The sequence below is a fragment of the Hydrocarboniphaga sp. genome (assembly GCF_965279055.1).
Classification (GTDB): domain Bacteria; phylum Pseudomonadota; class Gammaproteobacteria; order Nevskiales; family Nevskiaceae; genus Hydrocarboniphaga.
The window spans coordinates 248,983-269,312 of record NZ_OZ257125.1 but is presented as its reverse complement, the minus strand read 5'-3'; the positions used below and the strand labels follow the sequence as shown (position 1 = coordinate 269,312).

Below are 20,330 nucleotides of genomic sequence, written 5' to 3'. Positions count from 1 at the left end.
GGCCGGGGGACGACTGCCCGGCCCCGGGTTTCACCCGGGCTACAATCACGCTCCCATGCTCACCACCCCGCCCCGCGTGCTGTCCGTCATCCCGCCGATGACGCAGCTCAACACGCCGTATCCGTCGACCGCCTACCTGACCGGTTTCCTGCGCTCGCGCGGGGTCGACGCGGTGCAGGAGGACCTGGCGCTGGCGCTGGTGCTGAAGCTGTTCTGCCCGGCCGGGCTGTGCGCGATCCGCGACCGCATCGACGCGCTGCCACCATCAAGGCTCACCGCGCGCGTTGCCTCGTTCCGCGGCCAGTTCGAGCGTTATCTCACCACCATCGCGCCGACGATCGCGTTTTTGCAGGGCACCGATCCGACCATCGGCCACCGCATCGTCGGCCGGCGCTTTCTGCCGGAAGGCCCGCGCTTCGCCTCGCTGGACGTGTATGTGGACGAGGACGGCGGCGATCCGCTGGCCTGGGCTTTCGGTGCGCTCGGCATGCAGGATCGCGCACGCCATCTGGCGACGCTGTATCTGAACGACATCGCCGACGTGCTGCGCGACGCGGTCGACCCGCGCTTCGAGTTCGTGCGCTATGCCGAGTCGCTGGCGCAGAGCCAGCCGACGTTCGAGCCGCTGGCCGCCGCATTGGCCGCACCGCTCAACCTGGTCGACGACACGCTGTTCGCTTTGACGGCTGACGCCATCGCCAGACACCAGCCGGACATCGTGCTGGTCTCGGTGCCCTTCCCCGGCGCGGTCTACGCCGCGTTCCGTATCGCGCAGACGATCAAGCAGGCGCATCCGCAAATCATCACCGTGCTCGGTGGCGGCTACGCCAACACCGAGCTGCGCGAGCTCAACGAGCCGCGCGTGTTCGACTACTTCGACTACGTGACGCTCGACGCCGGCGAGCGGCCGCTGATGAACCTGCTGGCGCATCTGCGCGGCGAACTGCCGCAGGCGGCGCTGGTGCGCAGCTTCGTTCGCGACGCATCGGGCAAGGTCCGCTACGTCAATGCGCAGGAGCCCGATGTCGCCTTCGGCGAGGTCGGCACGCCGACCTGGGACGGGCTGCCGCTGAACCGCTACCTGTCGCTGCTGGACATGCTCAATCCGATGCACCGGCTGTGGTCGGACGGGCGCTGGAACAAGCTGACCATCGCGCACGGCTGCTACTGGAAGCAATGCAGTTTCTGCGACGTCAGCCTCGACTACATCTCGCGCTACGACGCCGCTTCGGCGACCACGCTGGTCGATCGCATCGAGACCATCGTCAAGGAAACCGGGCAGACCGGCTTCCATTTTGTCGACGAGGCGGCGCCACCGAAGGTGCTGAAGGCACTCGCGCTGGAGCTGATCCGGCGCGGCGTGTCGATTTCGTGGTGGGGCAATATCCGCTTCGAGAAATCCTTCAACCCGCAGCTGTGCCAGCTGCTCGCCGACAGCGGCTGCATCGCGATTTCCGGCGGGCTGGAAGTGGCAAGCGACCGCTTGCTGAAGCTGATGAAGAAAGGCGTGTCGGTGGATCAGGTCGCGCGGGTTACGCGCGGCTTCACCGACGCCGGCGTGCTGGTGCATGCGTACCTGATGTACGGCTTCCCCAGCCAGACCGTGCAGGACACCGTCGATGCGCTCGAATACGTGCGCCAGCTATTCGAGGAAGGCTGCCTGCAAAGCGGCTTCTTCCACCGCTTCACCTGCACCGTGCATTCGCCGGTCGGCCAGAATCCCGCGGAATACGGTGTCAGCCTGCAGCCGCTGCCGCCGACCACGTTCGCGAAAAACGACATCAGCTTCTTTGATCCCACCGGCGTCGATCACGATGCGATGGGCAGCGCACTGAACAAGGCGCTGTACAACTACATGCACGGCATCGGCCTGGAACAGGACGTGCGCAGCTGGTTTTCGACCAAGGTGCCGAAGACGCGGGTGCAGCGGGATACGATTGCGCGGGCGATTTCGCAGGGCTGATCGCGGAACCTGTAGGAGCGGGCTTGCCCGCGACTGTGCTCTGGCAGGCCAGAGTCGCGGGCAAGCCCGCTCCTACAGTCGTTTGCGAAACAGCAGCAGCGAGAACGCGGCTTCAGTCGAAAAGCTCTCGCTCTGTTCCAGAGCCAAACGCCGCTCCGGCCGCGCCTTCCACACATAAGGCGTCATCGCCAGCAGCTGTTTCAGCGTCTAGGGCTGATCGCTCGCCCTGTAGGAGCGGACCCTGTCCGCGACTCACACTGAAACGGCACAGTCGCGGACAGGGTCCGCTCCTACAGGTTCCGGATCAACGCTTCTTGAACAGCAGCAGCGAGAACGCGGCTTCTGTCTCGAAGTGGTCGGACTGTTCGAGAGCCAGGCGCTTCTCCGGTCGCGCCTTCCACACGTAGGGCGTCATCGCCAGCAGCTGCTTCAGCGTCGTCTGCGTCAGCTGCAAAGGCGCCCGTACTTCCTCGCGCCCTAGCACCTCGAACTGCGCCTCGAAGCCGGCCAGGAACTTGTCCGGCTCGTGTGCGCGTACCTCGTCGAACAGGCCGGCACGCAGCGACCACAGATGGGTCGGCGCCGGCGTCACCACCAGCACGTGGCCGCCGTGGCGCAGCGCGCGGTGCATTTCGGCCACATGCAGCTGCGTGAACAGACAGCTGATCGCGTCGAGCGCGCCGTCGGCGACCGGCAGCGAGGCGCCGCTGCCGACCAGCCAGGTGATCGCCTTGAATCGCTTCGCGGCCAGCTGGATCGCCGGCTTGGCGATGTCCAGGCCGACCACCTCGGCCGCCACCTGCGGGAACGCGCTGGTGTACCAGCCTTCGCCGCAGCCGAGATCGAGCAGTCGATCCGGTTGCAGCGGCGCCAGCAGCCGCAGCACCGCCTGGCGCAGCGGCGCGTAGTGGCCAGCGCCGAGGAAATCGCGGCGCGCGGCCAGCGACTCGGCGCTGTCGCCGGGGTCGAGGCTGTTCTTGTGCTGCACCGGCAACAGGTTGACGTAGCCCTCGCGGGCGACGTCGAAGCTGTGGCCGCTGGCGCAGCGCCAGGTCTTCGGCGGCCGCTCCAGCGGCAGGCGGCACAGCGGGCAGACCAGGGCGAGAGGGGCTGTCATCGGCGCGCAGCCTAGCGCTTCGCCCGCGGCGGCTCCACCCGGTTGACCGCCACGGTGCCGGGGCGGATGATCCGCCGCCTTAGAAATGCGAGCAATTCGCAGCTCCTTGAACCGCTGGGCCCGACCGCCATGTCCGCTGTACCCGATGACGATTCCACCGCCGCGTTGACGGCCCGCCTGCGGCGCGACGGCCACGTGTTCCTGACCGCGGCCGCGATGCAGCCGCTGCTGGCCGCGCAGCGCGAGCTGGCCGACTGGCCGGCCTTCGTCGCCAGCTGGAACGGCATGCCGATCGACACCTACATGGCCGATGGCGGCCGCTATCGCCGGCGCCTGTACGCGGTGTACACGGCCGACGACAAGGGTCAGCGGCGCGGCGACCACCAGCCGCATTACCAGGGCCTGGAATACAACCATCTGAACGGCGACGTCGCGCGCTGGTTCGAGCCGATCGGCGCCGACATCGGCAGCGGCCCGACGATGCAGGCCGTGCTCGGCTTCTGCCATGCGCTGTTCGGCGCGCTGGCGCCGGCGACGAAGCGCTGGCATGTCGAGGTGCACCAGTTCCGTATCGAGGCGGTCAGCGGCGAGAGCGGCAAGCCGACGCCGGAAGGCGTGCACCGCGACGGTGTCGACTACGTGCTGGTGCTGCTGGTACGCCGCCACAACATCGCCAGCGGGACGACGACGATCCACTCGCCCGAGGGCCGCGACCTCGGCAGCTTCACCTTGCAGCAACCGTTCGACGCGACCCTGATCGACGATCACCGCGTCTATCACGGCGTCACGCCGGTGCAGCCCATCGACGACGGCGAGCCGGCGTTCCGCGATGTGCTGGTGGTGACGTTTCGGGGGCTTTAAAACCGGGTATTCGCGGAAAAACTCCGTTCGTACCGAGTAGCCTCGCTGGCGAGGCGTATCGAGGGACCCGATCGCGGTCCGGTCCCTCGATACGCGGGTAAACCCGCTACTCGGGACGAACGGAGTTTTGTTGCCGCCTTACCCTCGTGCAGGCCCCGCAATCGGACGAAGCCGGATGCTCGCTAGCCGCGCAATCTGCGCCGGTCTCTCCACCGGCGACTCCCCATGCCGACTTCCGCCTTCGACCCCATCCGCCTCGGTCCGCTGACGCTGCGCAACCGCTTCATCAAGTCGGCGACCAACGAAGGCATGGCGCGCGGCGGCGTGCCGTCGCGGGCGCTGGTCGAGCATCACCGCGGCATGGCCGCGGGCGGCGTCGGCATGACCACGGTGGCCTATTGCGCGATCAGTGCCGACGGCCGCACCTTCGTCGACCAGGTGCAGCTCAAGCCCGAGTTCCTGCCGCATCTGCGCGCGCTGACCGACGCGGTGCATCGCGAAGGCGCGGCCGCCTGCGCGCAGATCACGCACGGCGGTGCGTTCACTTTCGTGCCCGAGCTGTCGACGCGGCGTCCACTGAGCGCCTCCGGTGGTTTCAACGCGGTCGGTGCGATCAGTGGCCGCTATCTGCGCAGCGCGATGACGCCGGACGACATGCAGCGCGTCACGCAGCAGTTCGTCGACGGCGCGTGTCTGGCGCGCGAGGCCGGTTTCGACGCCGTCGAAATCCACATGGGCCACGGCTATCTGCTGAGTCAGTTCCTGTCCCCGGCCTACAACAAGCGACGCGACGCCTACGGCGGCGACGCGACGGCGCGGGCGCGCTTTCCGGCGCAGGTGCTGAGGCGCGTGCTCGACGCGGTCGGCGCCGACCTCGCGGTGACCTGCAAGATCGGCGTGACCGAAGGCTTCAGGCGCGGCGGCACCGCGGACGACGCATCGGCGATCGCACAAGTGCTGGAGCGCGAAGGCGCGCATCTGCTGGTGCTGTCCGGCGGCATGAACGTCGAGGCGCCCTGGGCGATCTTCGGCAGCAGCATGCCGCGCGAAGCGGCCGAAATTGCCGAAAACGCGATCGTGCGCTTCGCGTCGAAAGTACTGCGGCTGGTCGAGCCGAAGATCGAGTTCAAGCCGCTGTACCTGCGCGAGCATTCCCTGAAAGTGCGCGCCGCGGTGCGCATGCCGCTGGCCTACCTCGGCGGCGCCAAGTCGCTGGCCGGCATCGAACAGGTGATGGCCGACGGCTTCGACGCGGTGGTGATGGGCCGCGCGCTGATTCACGATCCGGCGCTGGTGTCGAAGTTCGCCAGCGGCGCGGTCAGCGAATCCGGCTGCACCGCCTGCAATCGCTGCGTGGTGAGCATGTACACGCCGGCGGGTACGCATTGCGTGCTCAATGCAGCGCCGGATGTCGCGCTCAACGCCACACCGGCGGTTGCGCGCTGATGGTTCGCCGTCGCGGGCAAGCCCGCTCCCACAGGTCTTTGTAGCAGCGGGCTCGCCCGCGACGGCGAGCTACGTCGAACAGACGAAGCCCCTGATTCGCGCCAGCTCTACCGTCCACGGGCCGCAATCTCGGAGAAGCCTGTGTCGACGACGGACGATGTGATCTCGGGCCAGGCCTGGGACGACTTCTGCGATGCGCTGAAGCGCGCCGGGCAGCAGGTGCTGCGCGCCGAGACGCCGGCGACGCCGCTGGATCGCGCCGAGGGCTGGCGCTACCTGACGCGGCTGCTGCGGCTGGGCCTGGAGATGCACCTGGAATTCGCCGATCCGGACTTCCCGGGCTTTTTCGCGCCCTCGCACGAAACCGGCAAGATCGGCGCCGACAATCCGGACAATCTTTACCTGATGGGCCGCATCAACGGCCGCCACGAATACCGCATTCACGGCACCCGCGGCAGCGTCTTCTATCTGTCCATCGGCTCGCAGAAAGGCGGCTACGAAAGCGACGGCAAGATGGAGCAGACCGGCTTCATCGACGCCGCGGACCTGCAGATCGACGATAGCGGCCGCTTCGAAGTCGTGCTCAGCGAGACACGCCCGGTTGACGCGAAAAACTGGCTGCGCATCGAGCCGGCCAGCAACGCGGTGATCGTTCGCCAGACGTTCATGGATCGCAAGGCGGAGCGGCCGGCGCAGCTGAGCATCGAGCGCCTGCACAGCGGTGCGCGGCCGCAGCCGCTGACACCGGAACGCATCGTCGCCGGCTTGAACAACGCGGCGCGTTTCACCGAAGGCACCGCGCAGGTGTTCGCCAACTGGGCGCAGAGTTATCTGCCGCACATCAATCAACTGCCGCTGGCCGACCAGGCGCTATGCCAGCGCAGCGGCGGCGATCCCAACATCCTCTACTACCACTCGGCCTGGAAGCTGGCGCCGGACGAGGCGCTGGTGGTGCATGTCGCGCGCATCCCCGACTGCCGCTTCTGGAATCTGCAGATCAACAACTGGTGGATGGAATCGCTGGACTATCGCCACCAGCGCATCCACTTGAACAAGCATTCGGCGCAGCTCGACGCCGATGGCGGCGTGACGATGGTGCTGTCGCATCGCGATCCCGGCCACGCCAACTGGCTGGAAACCGCCGGCCACGACATCGGCACGATGTGCCTGCGCTGGGTCGGTACGAAAGATCCGGTGCAGCCGACCACGCGGGTGGTCAAGCTGGCCGCGAACGGAGAATGGCGTTGAGCGCCTTCGATGCGTCCGTGTTGCTCGAGGAAGCCAGCGCCGCGGCCGGTGGGCTGCGCGATTTCGGCGATGCCAGCTTTCGCCCCGCGCTGGACAAGCTCTGCGAATCGCTGGAGCAGGAGGCGAAGCTGTCGGCGACCGGCGTGTATCTGATGCGAATGAAGCTGGTTGGCCAGCTGGTCAACCGGCTCAAGCTGGAGGACTGGTTCCAGCGCCACCCGGAAATCAACGACGAGGCGATCGCCGCGCCGGTGGTCATCGTCGGCCTGCCGCGCACCGGCACCACCAAGCTGCATCGGCTGCTGGCGCGCGATCCGCGTTTCTACTGGATGGCCTGGTGGGAATCGATCTACCCGGTGCCGTTCGCGGGCGAGACGCTGGCCGAGCCGAACGCGCGTATCGCGCAGGCGCGATCGGACGTGCAGGCCATGACCGAGGCGATGCCGAAGCTGACGGCGATGCATCCGATGGACGCCGACGCGGCAGACGAGGAGGTGATGCTGATGGAGCATTCCTTCCTCTCTGCGTTCAATGCCTACGCCGATGTGCCGGGCTACATGGCGTGGATGGACGCGCAGGATCAGCGGCCGGCGTATACGTTCCTGAAACGCATGCTGCAGTTCCTGCAGTGGCAGAAGCGGCAGCGCGGCATCAGCGCCGAGCGCTGGGTGCTGAAAGCGCCGCATCACCTGCTGCGCATGGATGTGCTGCTGCAGGAATTCCCCGGCGTGCACGTGATCCAGACGCATCGCGATCCGGTGTCGAGCATCCCGTCGATCGGCAGCTTCATTCATACGCTGTGGTGCATTTACAGCGAGCAGGCCGACGCGCATGCGGCCGGCCGCTCATGGAGCGAGCTGATGCGCCGCGCGCTGCAGCACACGATGCAGGTGCGCGATCGCGGTGATGGCGCTCAGTTCTTCGACGTGCGCTTCGTCGACACCGTGAAGCGACCGATGGATGTGGTCGCGCGGGTCTACGATTTTCTCGGCTGGGATCTGCCGGCTGAGATTGCGGCGGCGATGCGTGAATGGCTCGCGCAAGACGAGAAGGCGCATCAGGGCGGGCACGAGTACACGGCGCCGCAGTTTGGATTGTCGGATACGCAGATCAGGATGGATTTTGCGGCGTACATACAGCGCCATTTGACCTGAGATTTCGCAGTCGCGGACAGGGTCCGCTCCTACAGAAACGTATCTCTTGTAGGAGCGGACCCTGTCCGCGACTGAAAACCAAAACGAAGAGGAGAAACCACAACATGCTGCTCAAAGACAAAATCGTCATCATCTCCGGCATCGGCCCCGGCCTTGGCGTCAAGCTGGCGATCGAGGCGGCGCGCGAAGGCGCGCGCGGCGTGGTCTGCGCGGCGCGCACCGCCGACAAGCTCGACGACGCGGAAGCGCGCGTCGAGGCGCTAGGCACCAGCTGCAAGGTGCTGAAAGTGGTCACCGACATCGCCGACCGCGGCCAGTGCGAAAAGCTCGTCGCCGAGACGATCAAAACCTTCGGCCGCATCGACGCGCTGGTCAACAGCGCCTTCGTCCACGGCGATTTCGATTTCGCCGCGAGCGCGGATCTGGATCGCTGGCAGCAGGTGCTAGGCGTCAACCTGATCGGCACGCTGAAGCTGAGCCAGGCGGTGCTGCCGAGCATGCAGAGCAACGGCGGCGGCGCGATCGTCATGGTCAACACGATGGCGGCGCGCAAGGTGCCCTCGGTGCCCGAGGCCGGTTACGCGGCGAGCAAGGGAGCGCTGTCGACGGCGGTGAAATTCCTCGCCACCGAAGTCGGCAAGCACAACATCCGCGTCAACAGCATCCACATGGGCTGGATGTGGGGCGCACCGGTGGAAGGCTATATGCGCGGCCAGAGCGAGCAGCACGGCATACCGCTGGAAGACCTGAAAGCGCAGGTGTCCAAGGACATTCCGCTGGGCCGCATCGTCACCGACGACGAATGCGCGCGCGCCGCGCTGTTCCTGGTGTCGGATTATGCGAGTGCGGTCACCGGCGCCGCGCTGGACTGCAATGGCGGCGCCTACATGCCCTAAGGAACCTAAGCGCGGCCATGGAAAAAGTCATCTATCTGTTGTGGCGCGAGCCGGGTCTGGACGAGCATGCCTGGGCCGCGCATCTGCGCCAGAGTCTGCCGGCCCTGCGCGGCCTGGCCGGCGTGCGCTCGCTGCAGTTCAACGTGCAGGACGAAGCGGTGGCGCCTGCCGCCGGTATCCGCCGCGCATCCTCGGCCTCGCCACCGGATGCGCTGGTGCAGGTCTGGCTGGATTCGGCGATCGACGCGTTTCGTGCGCCGGTCGACGATGCCTTGCGGCAACAGGCCGACCGCATCGCCGCGTATCTGGTGACCGAGTCGCAGCCGCTGGTGAACACGCGCTTCGCGTCGGCCTCCGGTCAGCGCACCACCGGTTTCGCGCAGCTCGCGCTGTTGAAGCGCCCTGCGCGGCTGACGCCGGCGCAGTGGCTGGACCTGTGGCACAACCGGCATACGCCGGTGGCGATCGAAACGCAGGCGACGTTCGAGTACGTGCAGAATGTCGTCGTGCGCGCGCTGACGGTCGATGCTCCGGACTACGATGCCTTCGTCGAGGAGTGCTTTCCGGCCGCGGCGATGAGCGATCCGCAGGTGTTCTTCGACGCGGTCGGCGACGCCGACAAGTTCCAGCGCAATCTGGCGCGGATGATGGACAGCGTGGCGCGCTTCATCGACATGGACGCGCTGGACGTGCTCGCGACGAGTCAGTATCGGATCTCGTAGCGTCTTCCCTCTCCCTCCGGGAGAGGGTGGCGCGTAGCGCCGGGTGAGGGACTCTCCGTTACAACCCAGTTTGTGATCGGCAAGGCCCTCACCCCTGGCCCCTCTCCCGAAGGGAGAGGGGAGACGTTTTGCAGGGACCGCTCAGTCACCCGCCGCCTGCTGCCAGATCGCCGAAGCCCCCGCATCCGTCGCCGACAGCAGGCGATTCAGCAGCGACTTCAACACCTCGCCCTCGCCCGGACCCAGCCGCTCCAGCAACTGCTGCTCGACCGCCTTGGCCGCCGAGATGATGCGCAGCGCGCAGGCGCGGCCTTCCAGCGTCAGCTCGAAGGCGCCGCCCTCGCCCAACTCCTGCGCCAGGCCGCGCTTGAGCAGCGCCTGCAAGGCCGGCGCGCTGTGGTCGTCGAGCACGCCGGCCATGCCGGTGCTGAGTTCGGTCGCGGTCAGGTCATGCTTCAAGGTCAGCGTCGACAGCAGGTAGAACTCCTCGTCGCTGAGGCCCTCGGCGTCCAGGTGCGAGCGGATCTTGCTGAAGAACTGGTGATGGCTGCGGCCGAGCAGATAGCCGAGAAAATCCTCGTTGAAACTGCCGGCCAGGTAGGCGTTGCGCGGCTTGGCGCTGCCGTCGCGGCGCGTCGCGTCGGCATAGCGGCCGCTGTGGAACACCAGCGGCGCCGACTCGGCACGCTCGAAGTTCAGCACCTGGCCGACGAAGATCACGTGATCGCCGCCCTCGTACTGGAACGCGGTCCTGCATTCGAAGCGCGCGGTACAACCGCGCAGCAGCGGAATGCCGTCGACGCCGGTCTCGCAGTCCAGACCGGCGAACTTGTCGACGCCGCGCTTGGCGAAGCGCGTCGACAGGCTCTCCTGGTCGGCGGCGAGCACGTGCACCGCCCAGTGCTGGGCGTTGCGGAACGCCGGCAGGCTGTTGCTGCTCTCGGCCAGGCTCCACAGCACCAGCGGCGGATTCAGCGATACCGAGTTGAAGCTGTTGGCGGTCAGGCCGACGTTGTGGCCGTCGGCATCGCGCGTGGTGATGATGGTGACGCCGGTGGCAAAGCTGCCCAGCGCGCGGCGGAATTCCGCCGCATCGAAAGTGTCGGTCTGGCTCATCTCCATAGCATGCATGGAACGGGCGATCTGCGCAGCCGAGGTCGTGGGCTTATCCGTCACTCAATCAGGCCTGGTCAGAAGTTGTACTTGGCCGACATCGACACGTTGTCGCGGTCCTGGAACGGCCGCAGCTTGTAGTCGGCCGAGCCGATGTAGGCGTTGTAGGCGACGCCGAGCTGCAGCGCCTGCAGCCGGGTGAAGGTGATGCCGACGCTGGCGCGGTAGTCACCGGGCCCGTTGAGCTGGCCGAAGCCGGCCAGCAGCGAGCTCTGGCCGTCGATCATCGCGCCGAGCACGATCGGGATCGTCGCGTCCCAGGCCGGGAACACGTTCTTCTTGTCGATCAGGATGAGACCCTGCACCGCCGAGGCGTCGCGGGTGTAGGTCAGATCCATGCGGCAGCTGTCGGCGGTCGCGGCGCAGGCCTCGTTGTGCGAGAACACGTTGTTGTAGCCGATCTCGCCGACCAGGGTCAGCGTGTCCCAGAAGAAAGCCGGCCCTATCGTGTACAGGCCGCTGAACTGGATCTGGCCGACGTCGCCGCGCACCGGCGTCGGGATCGGGCCCTGGATGCCGCCGTCGGCGTCGACCAGCACCGGCGTGCCCTGGCGATAGGTCACGTCCATGCCGATGTTCGCGCCGAACAGCGAGGTGGTCATGCTCAAGGCGGTCATGTCGACGCCGTCGAAGTAGCGGATGTTGTAGGTCACCGGCACCAGCAGGCCGAGCTGGCCAGTGCTGATGATCGGCGTGCCGTTGGGCCCGACCAGCAGCGGCGCGCTGCCGTAGTTCTGCACCGGCGACGGATTGGTGTCGTGATAGCGCAGGCGGAAGGCGCCGATATTGGTGGTCGGCGTCACCTGGTACTTGACGCCGACGCTGTACTGGCCGAAGTCGCTGGGCTTGATGTCGTGCTCGCGCGTCACGTTGATGTACTGCGGCTGGCCCGGCTGCGGGATCTGGCCGACCGGGATCGGGATGTTCGGCAGCACGCCGTCGAGCGCGGTCAGCAGGCCCGACAGCGCGGCCCCGGCCGGCAGCTGCACGCCGAGGAAGCCGGTCGCGGTCTGCAGCAGCTGCAGAGTGTCCGTCGACAGCAGGTTGGTGTTCTGGTAGTTGGCGAAATACAGCGGGTTACGCAGGCCGTAAATGAATTCCGCGCCGGGGCCGACGACGTCGGCCGGCGAGAAATATTCGCCGACCGGATTGAGTTCGGTGGGCTTGAACTCGAGCTTGTACTGGCCGACGAAGCTGAGCTTGTCGTTGAGCGACAGCTGCGCCGAAATCTGGTTGACCGGCAGCAGGATGCTCTTGACGTCGGCGCCCGGCACCGCCGCCTTGGTCGCATCCGCCGGCGCCTGCGCGAACGAAATGCCGCTGAAAAACAGGCTTTCGCCGTAGGCGGCGATATGCCGGCCGAGGCGCACGTTCAGCGCCGTTTCCTCGCCCATATACCAGGAGCCGTAGACGTAGGCGTCGAGCAGGCGCGCGCGGCGGCCGTCGCGATAGCGGGCGTCGTCGGTGAACTGGTTGGTCGGCCCTTCGAGCTTGTTGATCGTGTCCGGCGAGTTGTTGTCGTTGCGCTTGCGATAGGCGCGGTCGTAGAAGGCGTCGCCGCGCAGCACCAGGCCGTAGTCGTCCTTGCTGAAATTGAGTTCGCCGAGGAACGTCAGGCGATTGTTGATCAGCGAGCCCTTGTTGAAGTTCTGATCGCCGTCGTCGTAGTTGAACTGCGAGACTTTCAGGAAGTCGGCGACCGGAATCTCCGGCGGCGGCGGCGGATTGATGATGCCGTCGCTGGGCTTCTCGACACGGATCGCGGTCGAATAAGTGGCCGACAGCTGGCTGTCGCCGTCGATGCCCCAGAAGTGGAATTCCGCCAGCGCCTGCGGCGCCCACAGCACCGCGGCCGCGATCGCCATCGTCGTTCTGGATGTTTTCAAAGCGGCACTCCCCTTAGCAAAACCGGCCATCGCACTCTCCGTATCGCCCGCTGATGCGGTGCTCTATTTTTGTAGGCGTAAGCTAGGGTTATCGCAGGCGTGCAGCCTCACCCGAATTGACTAGCAGGGTGTGGGTGCAATGACCTCACCGCCCTGCGTTCGTCCCGAGTAGTCGCTTCAGCGACGTATCGAGGGACTCGATCGCGGTCCGGTCCCTCGATACGCCTCGCATGCGAGGCTACTCGGGACGAACGGAGTTGGTTTGTAATGCGTAGCCCGGGTTGAACCCGGATCGCACCCGGGCTACGGCTTCAGCAGCGCCGCGATCTCGTCGAGGATCTTCGGGTCGTCGATGGTCGCCGGCACGGCGACGCTGCGGCCGTCGGCGATCGCGCGCATCGTCGCGCGCAATACCTTGCCGCTGCGTGTCTTCGGCAGCCGCGGCACGATCAGCGCCTGCTTGAACGCGGCGACCGCGCCGATGCTGGCGCGCACGTTGTCGATCAGCTCGCGCGTGATATCGGCATGCGCGCGGGTGACGCCGGACTTGAGCACGACCAGGCCGACCGGCAACTGCCCTTTCAGCGCATCGGCGACGCCGATCACCGCGCATTCGGCGACGTCCGGATGGGCCGACAGGATCTCCTCCATCGCGCCGGTCGACAGACGATGGCCGGCGACATTGATCAGATCGTCGATGCGCGACATCACCCAGAAATAGCCGTCGTCGTCGACGATCGCGGCGTCGCCGGCGAGGTAATAGCCGGGATAGCGCGACAGGTAATTCTCGCGATAACCGGCCTCGTCGTTCCACAGGCTGGCGAGCGTGCCCGGCGGCAGCGGCAGCTTGATCACCAGGTTGCCGATGTCGCCGGCCGGCAGGCGCGCGCCGGATTCGTCGAGCACCTGCAGATCGAAGCCCGGCACCGGCAGGCTCGCCGAACCCGGCTTCACCGTCTGCGGCTCGATGCCGATGCAGTTGGCGATCGCCGGCCAGCCGAGCTCGGTCTGCCACCAGTGATCGACCACCGGCACCTTGAGCATCGCCTGCGCCCACAGCACGGTGTCGGGGTCGCAGCGTTCGCCGGCCAGATACAGCGCTTTCAGGCAGCTCAGATCGTAGTGCGCCAGCAGCTCGCCACGCGGATCTTCCTTCTTGATCGCACGGAACGCGGTCGGCGCGGTGAAGAAGGCCTTGACGCGATATTCGGAAATCACGCGCCAGAACGCACCCGCGTCCGGTGTGCCGACCGGCTTGCCCTCGTAGAACACCGTCGTGCAGCCGGCCAGCAGCGGGCCGTAGACGATGTAGGAATGGCCGACGACCCAGCCGCAATCCGAGGCCGCCCAGAACACGTCGCCGATGCCGGCGTCGTAGACCGCGCGCATCGAATACAGCAACGCGACCGCGTGGCCGCCGTGATCGCGCACCACGCCCTTGGGCTTGCCGGTGGTGCCCGAGGTGTAGAGCACATACAGCGGATCGGTGGCCTTGATGCGCGCGCAGCCGGCCGGTGTCGCAGCCGCCTCGGCTTGACGCCAGTCGTGATCGCGGCCGGCTTGCAGCGTCGCGACACATTGCGATCTTTGCAGCACGATGCAGGCATCGACCTTGTGCGCCGCCTGCTGCAGCGCCTGGTCGAGCAGCGGCTTGTATTCGACGATGCGGCCGGGCTCGATGCCGCAACTCGCGCTCAGGATCAGCCGCGGCTGCGCGGCGTCGATGCGCTTGGCCAGCTCCGGCGCGGCGAAGCCGCCGAACACCACGCAATGCACCGCGCCGATGCGCGCGCAGGCGAGCATCGCGATCGCGCACTCCGGCACCATCGGCAGATAGATCACCACGCGATCGCCTTGGCGCACGCCGTGCGCCAGCAGCATGCCGGCGGTTTTCTCGACCCGCGTCAGCAGCTCGCGGTAAGTGAAGCTCTGCCGGGTCGACGTCACCGGGCTGTCGTAGATCAGCGCGGTCTGCGCGCCGCGCCCGGCTTCGACATGACGATCCAGCGCGTTGTAGCAGGTGTTGAACGCGGCGCCCGGGAACCAGCGATACAGCGGCGCATCGCGGGCGTCGAGCACGCGCTCCCAGGGCTGGTCCCAATGCAGCCGCTGCGCCTGTTCGGCCCAGAAGGCTTCGGGGTCGGCGAGCGAGCGTGTGTGTTCCTGCTGCAGCTTGGACATGGACCGCCCCTGGTTATTCAGATCATGGCGCCTTCGGCGCGAACAGTTGGCGAAACGCCGCCATCGCGGCCGGGTGGAAAATCGTGCCGTGGGTTTCGTTCGGCATCGGCTCGTAGCGCCAGCTCAGGCCGGCCGGCGCGCTGGCTTTCAGCGCCGCGACCAGCGCGTCCATGCCCGGCCGCTCGCTGCTGTCGCTGCCCTGGCTCAGGTACAGCGTGGCGCGCAGATCGGGATGCGCCTTCATGGCCGCGGCAGTGGCTTTCGGCAGCGCCTGGTCGTTCCACCACAGGCTGGGGCTGATCGCGATGTAGGTGTCGAACAGCTTGGGCTCGACCAGCAGGGTCTCGACGATGAACAGCCCGGCCAGCGACTCGCCGACGATCGCGCTCTCCTGTGTCGTGTTGTAGCGCGCCTGGATCGCGAGCTTGAGTTCGTCGCGGAAAAACTGGCGAAACAGCGCCGAGCCGCCGACGCGCGGCGCGATGCGCCGGTCTTCGGCGACGTCGGTGGGCGGCGTCAGATCGCGGCGGCGCTCGGTATTTTCGACACCGACCAGCAGGAACGGCCGCATCGTGTTGTTGCTGGTGCCGACCTGCACCAGGCCGGCGATGTGGATGAAGTCCTCGTTGATGCCGCCGTCGGCCATGTACAGCGCCGGGCAGGCGACGCTGGCGCAGGCCGGCGGCGTATAGACGTTGATGCGCCACGTCTCTTTCAGGATCTTCGATTCGATCGTGAACGTCTGGCCGAGCACCTGCGCAGTTGCCGCGCCGGTGCTGACCTTGGGCACGTCCTTGAGCGGATCGTTGTTGGAGAACGGCAACGAAAACGCGCCGGCAAGCGGGATTTCGCAGAGCAGCAGCAGGCTGAGCAACAGGCGCGAACGGGCTGACATGGGTGGCGATTCCTGGGGACGTACCCGAGTGTAGCCCGGGTGAAACCCGGGACAACACGGCCTCGGGTTTTACCCGGGCTACGATGCGCCAGAGTCTAGAGCGGCTGTCCCGGTGTCACCCTACCCGTTGAGGTAGCTGCGAATGCGGCGGCTGTTTCAGTCCACGCCCAGTTCGCGACGATAACGCTCGAAGCAGGCCGCGCCGCAGCGCAGCCGCAGCAGCGCGCCCTCGGCGATCGGCCGCATCAGCGCCGGATCGGCACTGACCAGCGGCCGTATCGCCTCGCGATTCCAGGCCTCGGAATGGCGCACGTCGAGCCCGGCGTGCAGCTGGAAATAACGCCGGCCTTCGGCGGAAACGCCGAGCCGGCGCAGGCCTTCGTTGACCAGCGCGACGCGGCCCGGTGCGGTCAGTTCGACCACGCCGAGCGCGCCGACCGACAGGTAGGCATAGCGCCGCGTCGCCGCGATCGCCGCCATCAGGTTGGCCAGCGCCAGCGACTCCCAGACCGTGGTTTCCGGCCGCGCCTGCAGATCGAGCTGCTGCGCGACCTGATCCAGCATCGGCCCATGCATGCCGTCTTCGCGACCGCGGCCCATTTCGTCCCAGTAATTGCGCGCCAGCTCGAGCTTGGCCTGAGTCGGCAGCCGCACCTGGGTCAACGCGACCAGATCGTCGAAGCCGGCTTCACCGCCGATTTCCTGGGTCAGGAACCAGCGCATCTGCGGCATCGTCGCCTGCTCGGCGAGCCAGGGGAACAGCGCATCGTGCTGGCCCGGGCCGGTTTCGCGCAGGCCTTCGAACCACTGCATGAAACCGTCGACGTCGGTTGGCAGCTCCGTCAGCAGCGGCGCGATCGACAGACGCGAAGACTCGATGTAATCGCCTTCGAGTTCGCTGATCTGCAGATCGGCGCGCAGCTCCTGGCGCCAGTCGCTGCCCGGCAAGGCCGGCCGCAGCCGCCTTGCATTGAACGCTGCCAGCCGCAGATGCAGCTCGCGGGGACTCAGCGCTCGGGGCGCGACCTGGTGGGCGGTCCAGCTGGCGAATTGTTCGCGCATGTTCAACTCTCGTGGTGTTCGGCTGTTCTGTCGATCGGACCGCATGCTGGGCGCTGGCGTCTGATCATCCCCTGAACACCGTCGCGGGCCTTTACCTTGCACAATGCGCGCATGCAACACAACGACGCCCTGCTGAAACTGCTGCAGCTGCTGAAACGGCGCGAGTATCGCTTTGTCACGACGACGCCGCTGACGCATGCGCGTGTGCTCGCCCGGGATCATCTGCGCCAGGGTCACGATGCCAGCCGCGCGCTGAACGAGGTGTTCGGCTGGAATCGCGAGTTCGTTGCCGACGCACTCGATGAAGAACTGCGGGCGACGATGCACGACGCCGGTCTGATGCTGCAGCAGCAGCGGGCTGGCGCGTATCGCAGCGCGCTGCGCGTGTCATCGCTCGGCGATGCGCTGCTGCTGCACTCGGCCTATCCGACGCTGGCCGCGGACTCGGTGTTCTTCGGCCCGGACACGTATCGCTTCGCGCAGTTCGTCGCCGCGCATCTGCCGGCAGCCAGGCCCGGGCTGCGCTGCGCCGATATCGGCTGCGGCAGCGGTGCCGGCGCGATCGCCGCCGCGAGCCTGCTGCCCGGATCGGACTGGCTGCTGACCGACATCAATCCTCGCGCTTTGGCGCTGGCGGCGATCAATGCAGCTCATGCCGGCTTTGCCATGCAGACGCTGCTCAGCGACGTGCTGGCCGGTGCCGACAGCGACTTCGATCTGCTGATCTGCAACCCGCCGTATCTCGCCGACGATCAGCAGCGCGCCTACCGCGACGGCGGCGCCGACCTCGGCCGCGCGCTGAGCCTGCGCATCGCGCGCGAGGCCTGCGAGCGGCTCGCACCCGACGGTCGGCTGCTGCTGTATACCGGCGTCGCCATCGTCGACGGCGTCGATCCGTTTCTGCTGGAGCTGCGTGCGCTGCTGGATGCGCATGACTGCCGCTGGAGTTATCGCGAACTCGATCCCGATGTGTTCGGCGAGGAACTGGAACGGCCGGTGTATGCGCAGACGGATCGGATCGCGGCGATCGGGCTGGTCGTCGAACGCGATGCTTAGCGCCCTGCGTTCCTCCCGACCAGCCCGCGCTGTTGCGGGCATGCTGCGCCGCTATCCGGGAAGAACGGGCTTGAGTTGCACCATCGTCGAATCAGTTCGACGGCGGATACAGCCGTATCAGCCGTTGCTGGTTGAAATGCAGACGCGCCAGCGCGCGCAGGCCCAGCGGCCTGAAACCGCGCCGGCGATTGGCGGCGGCGATGCGGAACAGCAGCGCCTGCTTGGCCATGATCTTGCGCATCGCCGCGAGCGGCCGCGTCGCCGGGTCCCAGGCTTCGATCGCCTCGGAACCGGCGCCGTTGACTTCGATGATGGTGAAGCCTTCGCCGCGCATCAGCGCCGCCTCGCTGGCATAGCGCAGATCGAAGCGGCCGAAATGAAACTCGTCCATGTCGCGCGCGATTGCATCGATCGCGGCGCCCAGCTGCGGCGTGATCAGCGCCTGGCCGTCGCGATACAGGCCACCGACGCGGGTCGAGCCTATCGTCGCCAGCCGCACGACTTCACCGGCTGCGGCGACACGCGACAGATCGACACGCGAGCGGTGCAGCGGATCGTGCAGGCGCTGCAGCCGCGTGTCGCCGGCGATCAGCTCGGCCAGCGTGTGCACACCGTCGCCGGTGACTTGCGGGAAATACCGCAACGCGACGCCGAGCACGCGGCCCTGCACCGCGCCGGGCTCGCGCACGTAGAACACGCCGGCTTCACCGGCGTCGGCGACGTAGGCCTGCAGCAGCACGCGCTCACCTTTCGGAAACGCGCCGAGGTAATCGCGCAGCTGCTGGCGGTCGTCGATACGGCGCACGCCGAAGCCGCACCAGCCGATGTCGGGCTTGGCGATGATCGGGAAGGCGATGCCGGCCTGCTGCATGCACGCGCTCGCGTCTGCATCGATGCTCGCCGCCTGCACGACGAACGAGCCGTTGCGCGCGGTCGCGGCGCGGGCGCGTTCGCCCATGCTCGCGAAGTATTCGGTCTTGCCTTCGCCGACCAGGCCGCCCGAGGCGATGCGCGGGTTCGCGCAGGACGGCAGCACCACCGCGCGATGGCGCAGGCTCATCAGCAGCCAATGTGTCACCGGCAGGATCACGATCGCCCACTTCGGCAGCTTTTCGAGAAAGGCGCGTGAATCGGTGTTGATGCTCTGCTTGGCGATGAGCCGCTCCCGGCGATGGTGAAGGCCGCCTCCTACTGTGCGGCGCTGCTGGGCCTGGCCGCAATCGTCTGGCTGGCGCAGCGGCACGGCCTGGACGACATCCTGAGGCTGTTGCGGCAGGCCGGCTGGCCGCTGTTGCTGCTGGTGCCGTTTCATGCGCTGCCGCTGCTGCTCGACGCGGCCGGCTGGCGCGCGCTGGTCGCGCCACACGATCGCGAGGGCCGTGCGCGGCTGCCGTTCCTGTTCTGGGCCTCGGCGATACGCGAGGCGTTCGCGCGGCTGCTGCCGCTGGCCAGCGTCGGCGGCGAGCTGATCGGCATACGCCTGGCGATGCGCCGCGGTCTCGACGGCGCGGCGGTCACCGCCGGCATCGTGCTGCAGCTGCTGCTGGCGATCGGCAACCAGCTGCTGTTCGCACTGCTCGGCTTCGGCCTGCTGCTGTTGCAGCCGGGCGCGTCACCACTGGCGCACCGCATCGGCGTCGGCCTGCTGCTGGGCGCGCCGCTGCCGCTGGTACTGCTGCTGGGCCTGCGCCATGGCCGCCTGTTCGAACGCGGGCAGCGGCTGTTGAACCGCATCGTCGGCGACGGCCTGCAGCGCCGGCTGGCGCTCGACGGCGCGGCGCTCGATCGCCATGTCCGCGGCTACCTGCGGCAACCGCGCGTGCTGCTGGCCGCGGCCGCCTGGGAATTTTCCGGGCTCGTGCTCGGCGCCTTCGAAAACTGGATCGCGCTGCGGCTGCTCGGTCATCCAGTGGACCTGCTGACCGCGCTGTCGCTGGAGGCCGCGGTGCAGGCAGCGCGGCATCTGCTGTTCGTGATGCCGGCCGGGCTCGGCGTGCAGGAGGCGGCGCTGCTGATGGTCGCACCGCTGCTCGGGCTGTCGCCGGATCAGGCGATAGCCTTGTCGCTGTGCAAGCGCCTGCGCGATCTGCTGTTCGGCGTGCCGGCGCTGCTGAGCTGGCCGTTGCTGGAGCGCAGCGGCCCCGGGGCGGGCAAAGCCTAGCGACTCGCCGCGCGGGCCGCGCATGCAGCGCAGCGACTTCAAGTATCGCTTCGTCATCGACAATGCCAGCCTGAAGGCCTGGCAAAGACGAGGCCCTCCGCGCAGGCGGGCAGGGCTGGGTGAGCGGACTGGGTTTGAGCGAAAAACGCCCACGGCACAATCCTCTAAACTAGTGCCAACTACGGAGCGAACATGGCCAAGCCCAATTACGGATTCGACAAGCGGCAGCGGGAACTCAAAAAGAGCAAGCAGCAGGAAGAAAAGCGCCTGAAGAAGCTCGCGCGCGGCAGCAGCGGCGAGAGCGGCGACGGCAGCGACGAGCAGCAGCCCCCCAGCAGCGACACCCCGGAGCAGACCTCATGAGCAAGAGCCAGGACCGCAAGAAAGAAGTGAAGAAAAAGCCGCTGAAGACCCCGGCCGAAAAGAAGGCCGAGAAGATCGAGAAAAAGAAGAACAAGTAAGCCGGTTTTCGGCTTGCGGGTTCGCAAGGCGGCCAGTGGCCGCCTTTT

At 67.2% G+C, this 20,330-nt stretch carries 17 protein-coding genes; 10 read left to right on the top strand and 7 right to left on the bottom strand.

The features are described from left to right. Positions 1–55: 55 nt before the first annotated feature. On the top strand, positions 56–1,963 hold the full coding sequence (locus ACQZF9_RS01280; protein ID WP_428311471.1) for a B12-binding domain-containing radical SAM protein: 1,908 nt from the start codon (positions 56–58) through the stop codon (positions 1,961–1,963). 304 nt (positions 1,964–2,267) lie between these two features. On the opposite strand, the gene ACQZF9_RS01275 is transcribed toward ACQZF9_RS01280, so the two are convergent. Then, on the bottom strand, positions 2,268–3,080 hold the full coding sequence (locus ACQZF9_RS01275; RefSeq protein WP_428311470.1) for a putative RNA methyltransferase: 813 nt from the start codon (positions 3,078–3,080) through the stop codon (positions 2,268–2,270). A gap of 129 nt (positions 3,081–3,209) precedes the next feature. Here ACQZF9_RS01275 and ACQZF9_RS01270 point away from each other — a divergent pair, with 129 nt between their 5' ends. The 6 genes from ACQZF9_RS01270 to ACQZF9_RS01245 all read left to right on the top strand — a co-directional run bounded on the left by ACQZF9_RS01270 (position 3,210) and on the right by ACQZF9_RS01245 (position 9,407). Beyond that, positions 3,210–3,941, top strand: a complete 732-nt coding sequence (locus tag ACQZF9_RS01270) for a 2OG-Fe dioxygenase family protein (RefSeq protein ID WP_428311469.1) — start codon at positions 3,210–3,212, stop codon at positions 3,939–3,941. A gap of 225 nt (positions 3,942–4,166) precedes the next feature. Further along, on the top strand, positions 4,167–5,387 hold the full coding sequence (locus ACQZF9_RS01265; protein WP_428311468.1) for an NADH:flavin oxidoreductase: 1,221 nt from the start codon (positions 4,167–4,169) through the stop codon (positions 5,385–5,387). 141 nt (positions 5,388–5,528) lie between these two features. Beyond that, positions 5,529–6,635, top strand: coding sequence for a DUF1214 domain-containing protein (locus ACQZF9_RS01260; RefSeq protein ID WP_428311467.1), 1,107 nt, complete (start codon positions 5,529–5,531; stop codon positions 6,633–6,635). Next, the gene (locus tag ACQZF9_RS01255; RefSeq protein ID WP_428311466.1) at positions 6,626–7,789 is read left to right on the top strand and encodes a sulfotransferase family protein; all 1,164 of its coding nucleotides are present in this window, start codon (positions 6,626–6,628) and stop codon (positions 7,787–7,789) included. Before ACQZF9_RS01260 ends, ACQZF9_RS01255 begins: the two co-directional genes overlap by 10 nt. 104 nt (positions 7,790–7,893) lie before the next feature. Continuing rightward, positions 7,894–8,685 (top strand): SDR family oxidoreductase, encoded by a 792-nt coding sequence (locus ACQZF9_RS01250; protein ID WP_428311465.1) that lies wholly within the window; start codon positions 7,894–7,896, stop codon positions 8,683–8,685. A 17-nt stretch (positions 8,686–8,702) separates the two neighbouring features. Next, positions 8,703–9,407 (top strand): EthD domain-containing protein, encoded by a 705-nt coding sequence (locus tag ACQZF9_RS01245; protein ID WP_428311464.1) that lies wholly within the window; start codon positions 8,703–8,705, stop codon positions 9,405–9,407. Positions 9,408–9,548: 141 nt separating this feature from the next. On the opposite strand, the gene ACQZF9_RS01240 is transcribed toward ACQZF9_RS01245, so the two are convergent. The 5 genes from ACQZF9_RS01240 to ACQZF9_RS01220 form a co-directional block, all read right to left on the bottom strand. Beyond that, on the bottom strand, positions 9,549–10,523 hold the full coding sequence (locus ACQZF9_RS01240) for a flavin reductase (protein WP_428311463.1): 975 nt from the start codon (positions 10,521–10,523) through the stop codon (positions 9,549–9,551). Between the two features lie 74 nt (positions 10,524–10,597). Continuing rightward, entirely contained in the window at positions 10,598–12,466 is a 1,869-nt protein-coding gene (locus ACQZF9_RS01235; RefSeq protein WP_428311462.1) for a DUF1302 domain-containing protein, read from the bottom strand. 303 nt (positions 12,467–12,769) lie between these two features. Further along, a complete protein-coding gene (locus ACQZF9_RS01230; protein ID WP_428311461.1) occupies positions 12,770–14,647 on the bottom strand; it encodes a propionyl-CoA synthetase in 1,878 nt (625 codons plus the stop codon). A 22-nt stretch (positions 14,648–14,669) separates the two neighbouring features. After that, positions 14,670–15,542, bottom strand: coding sequence for an alpha/beta hydrolase (locus tag ACQZF9_RS01225; RefSeq protein WP_428311460.1), 873 nt, complete (start codon positions 15,540–15,542; stop codon positions 14,670–14,672). 156 nt (positions 15,543–15,698) lie between these two features. Further along, on the bottom strand, positions 15,699–16,604 hold the full coding sequence (locus tag ACQZF9_RS01220) for an iron-containing redox enzyme family protein (RefSeq protein WP_428311459.1): 906 nt from the start codon (positions 16,602–16,604) through the stop codon (positions 15,699–15,701). A gap of 111 nt (positions 16,605–16,715) precedes the next feature. Here ACQZF9_RS01220 and ACQZF9_RS01215 point away from each other — a divergent pair, with 111 nt between their 5' ends. Next, complete coding sequence (locus ACQZF9_RS01215; RefSeq protein WP_428311458.1) at positions 16,716–17,660, top strand: methyltransferase; 945 nt, start codon at positions 16,716–16,718, stop codon at positions 17,658–17,660. A 91-nt stretch (positions 17,661–17,751) separates the two neighbouring features. Here ACQZF9_RS01215 and ACQZF9_RS01210 read toward each other — a convergent pair whose 3' ends face one another. Further along, complete coding sequence (locus ACQZF9_RS01210; protein ID WP_428311457.1) at positions 17,752–18,750, bottom strand: hypothetical protein; 999 nt, start codon at positions 18,748–18,750, stop codon at positions 17,752–17,754. 81 nt (positions 18,751–18,831) lie between these two features. Between ACQZF9_RS01210 and ACQZF9_RS01205 the strand changes: the two genes are divergently transcribed. Together ACQZF9_RS01205 and ACQZF9_RS01200 are read left to right on the top strand one after the other, a co-directional pair. After that, entirely contained in the window at positions 18,832–19,821 is a 990-nt protein-coding gene (locus ACQZF9_RS01205; RefSeq protein ID WP_428311456.1) for a lysylphosphatidylglycerol synthase domain-containing protein, read from the top strand. Between the two features lie 192 nt (positions 19,822–20,013). Then, complete coding sequence (locus ACQZF9_RS01200) at positions 20,014–20,184, top strand: hypothetical protein (RefSeq protein ID WP_428311455.1); 171 nt, start codon at positions 20,014–20,016, stop codon at positions 20,182–20,184. The last annotated feature ends 146 nt before the right edge of the window (positions 20,185–20,330 follow it).

Coding starts and splice junctions, on each gene's coding strand:
- ACQZF9_RS01280 (WP_428311471.1), top strand. CDS start 56: ATGCTCACCACCCCGCCCCGCGTGCTGTCCGTCATCCCGCCGATGACG.
- ACQZF9_RS01275 (WP_428311470.1), bottom strand. CDS start 3,080: ATGACAGCCCCTCTCGCCCTGGTCTGCCCGCTGTGCCGCCTGCCGCTG.
- ACQZF9_RS01270 (WP_428311469.1), top strand. CDS start 3,210: ATGTCCGCTGTACCCGATGACGATTCCACCGCCGCGTTGACGGCCCGC.
- ACQZF9_RS01265 (WP_428311468.1), top strand. CDS start 4,167: ATGCCGACTTCCGCCTTCGACCCCATCCGCCTCGGTCCGCTGACGCTG.
- ACQZF9_RS01255 (WP_428311466.1), top strand. CDS start 6,626: ATGGCGTTGAGCGCCTTCGATGCGTCCGTGTTGCTCGAGGAAGCCAGC.
- ACQZF9_RS01250 (WP_428311465.1), top strand. CDS start 7,894: ATGCTGCTCAAAGACAAAATCGTCATCATCTCCGGCATCGGCCCCGGC.
- ACQZF9_RS01245 (WP_428311464.1), top strand. CDS start 8,703: ATGGAAAAAGTCATCTATCTGTTGTGGCGCGAGCCGGGTCTGGACGAG.
- ACQZF9_RS01240 (WP_428311463.1), bottom strand. CDS start 10,523: ATGAGCCAGACCGACACTTTCGATGCGGCGGAATTCCGCCGCGCGCTG.
- ACQZF9_RS01230 (WP_428311461.1), bottom strand. CDS start 14,647: ATGTCCAAGCTGCAGCAGGAACACACACGCTCGCTCGCCGACCCCGAA.
- ACQZF9_RS01225 (WP_428311460.1), bottom strand. CDS start 15,542: ATGTCAGCCCGTTCGCGCCTGTTGCTCAGCCTGCTGCTGCTCTGCGAA.
- ACQZF9_RS01220 (WP_428311459.1), bottom strand. CDS start 16,604: ATGCGCGAACAATTCGCCAGCTGGACCGCCCACCAGGTCGCGCCCCGA.
- ACQZF9_RS01215 (WP_428311458.1), top strand. CDS start 16,716: ATGCAACACAACGACGCCCTGCTGAAACTGCTGCAGCTGCTGAAACGG.
- ACQZF9_RS01205 (WP_428311456.1), top strand. CDS start 18,832: ATGGTGAAGGCCGCCTCCTACTGTGCGGCGCTGCTGGGCCTGGCCGCA.
- ACQZF9_RS01200 (WP_428311455.1), top strand. CDS start 20,014: ATGGCCAAGCCCAATTACGGATTCGACAAGCGGCAGCGGGAACTCAAA.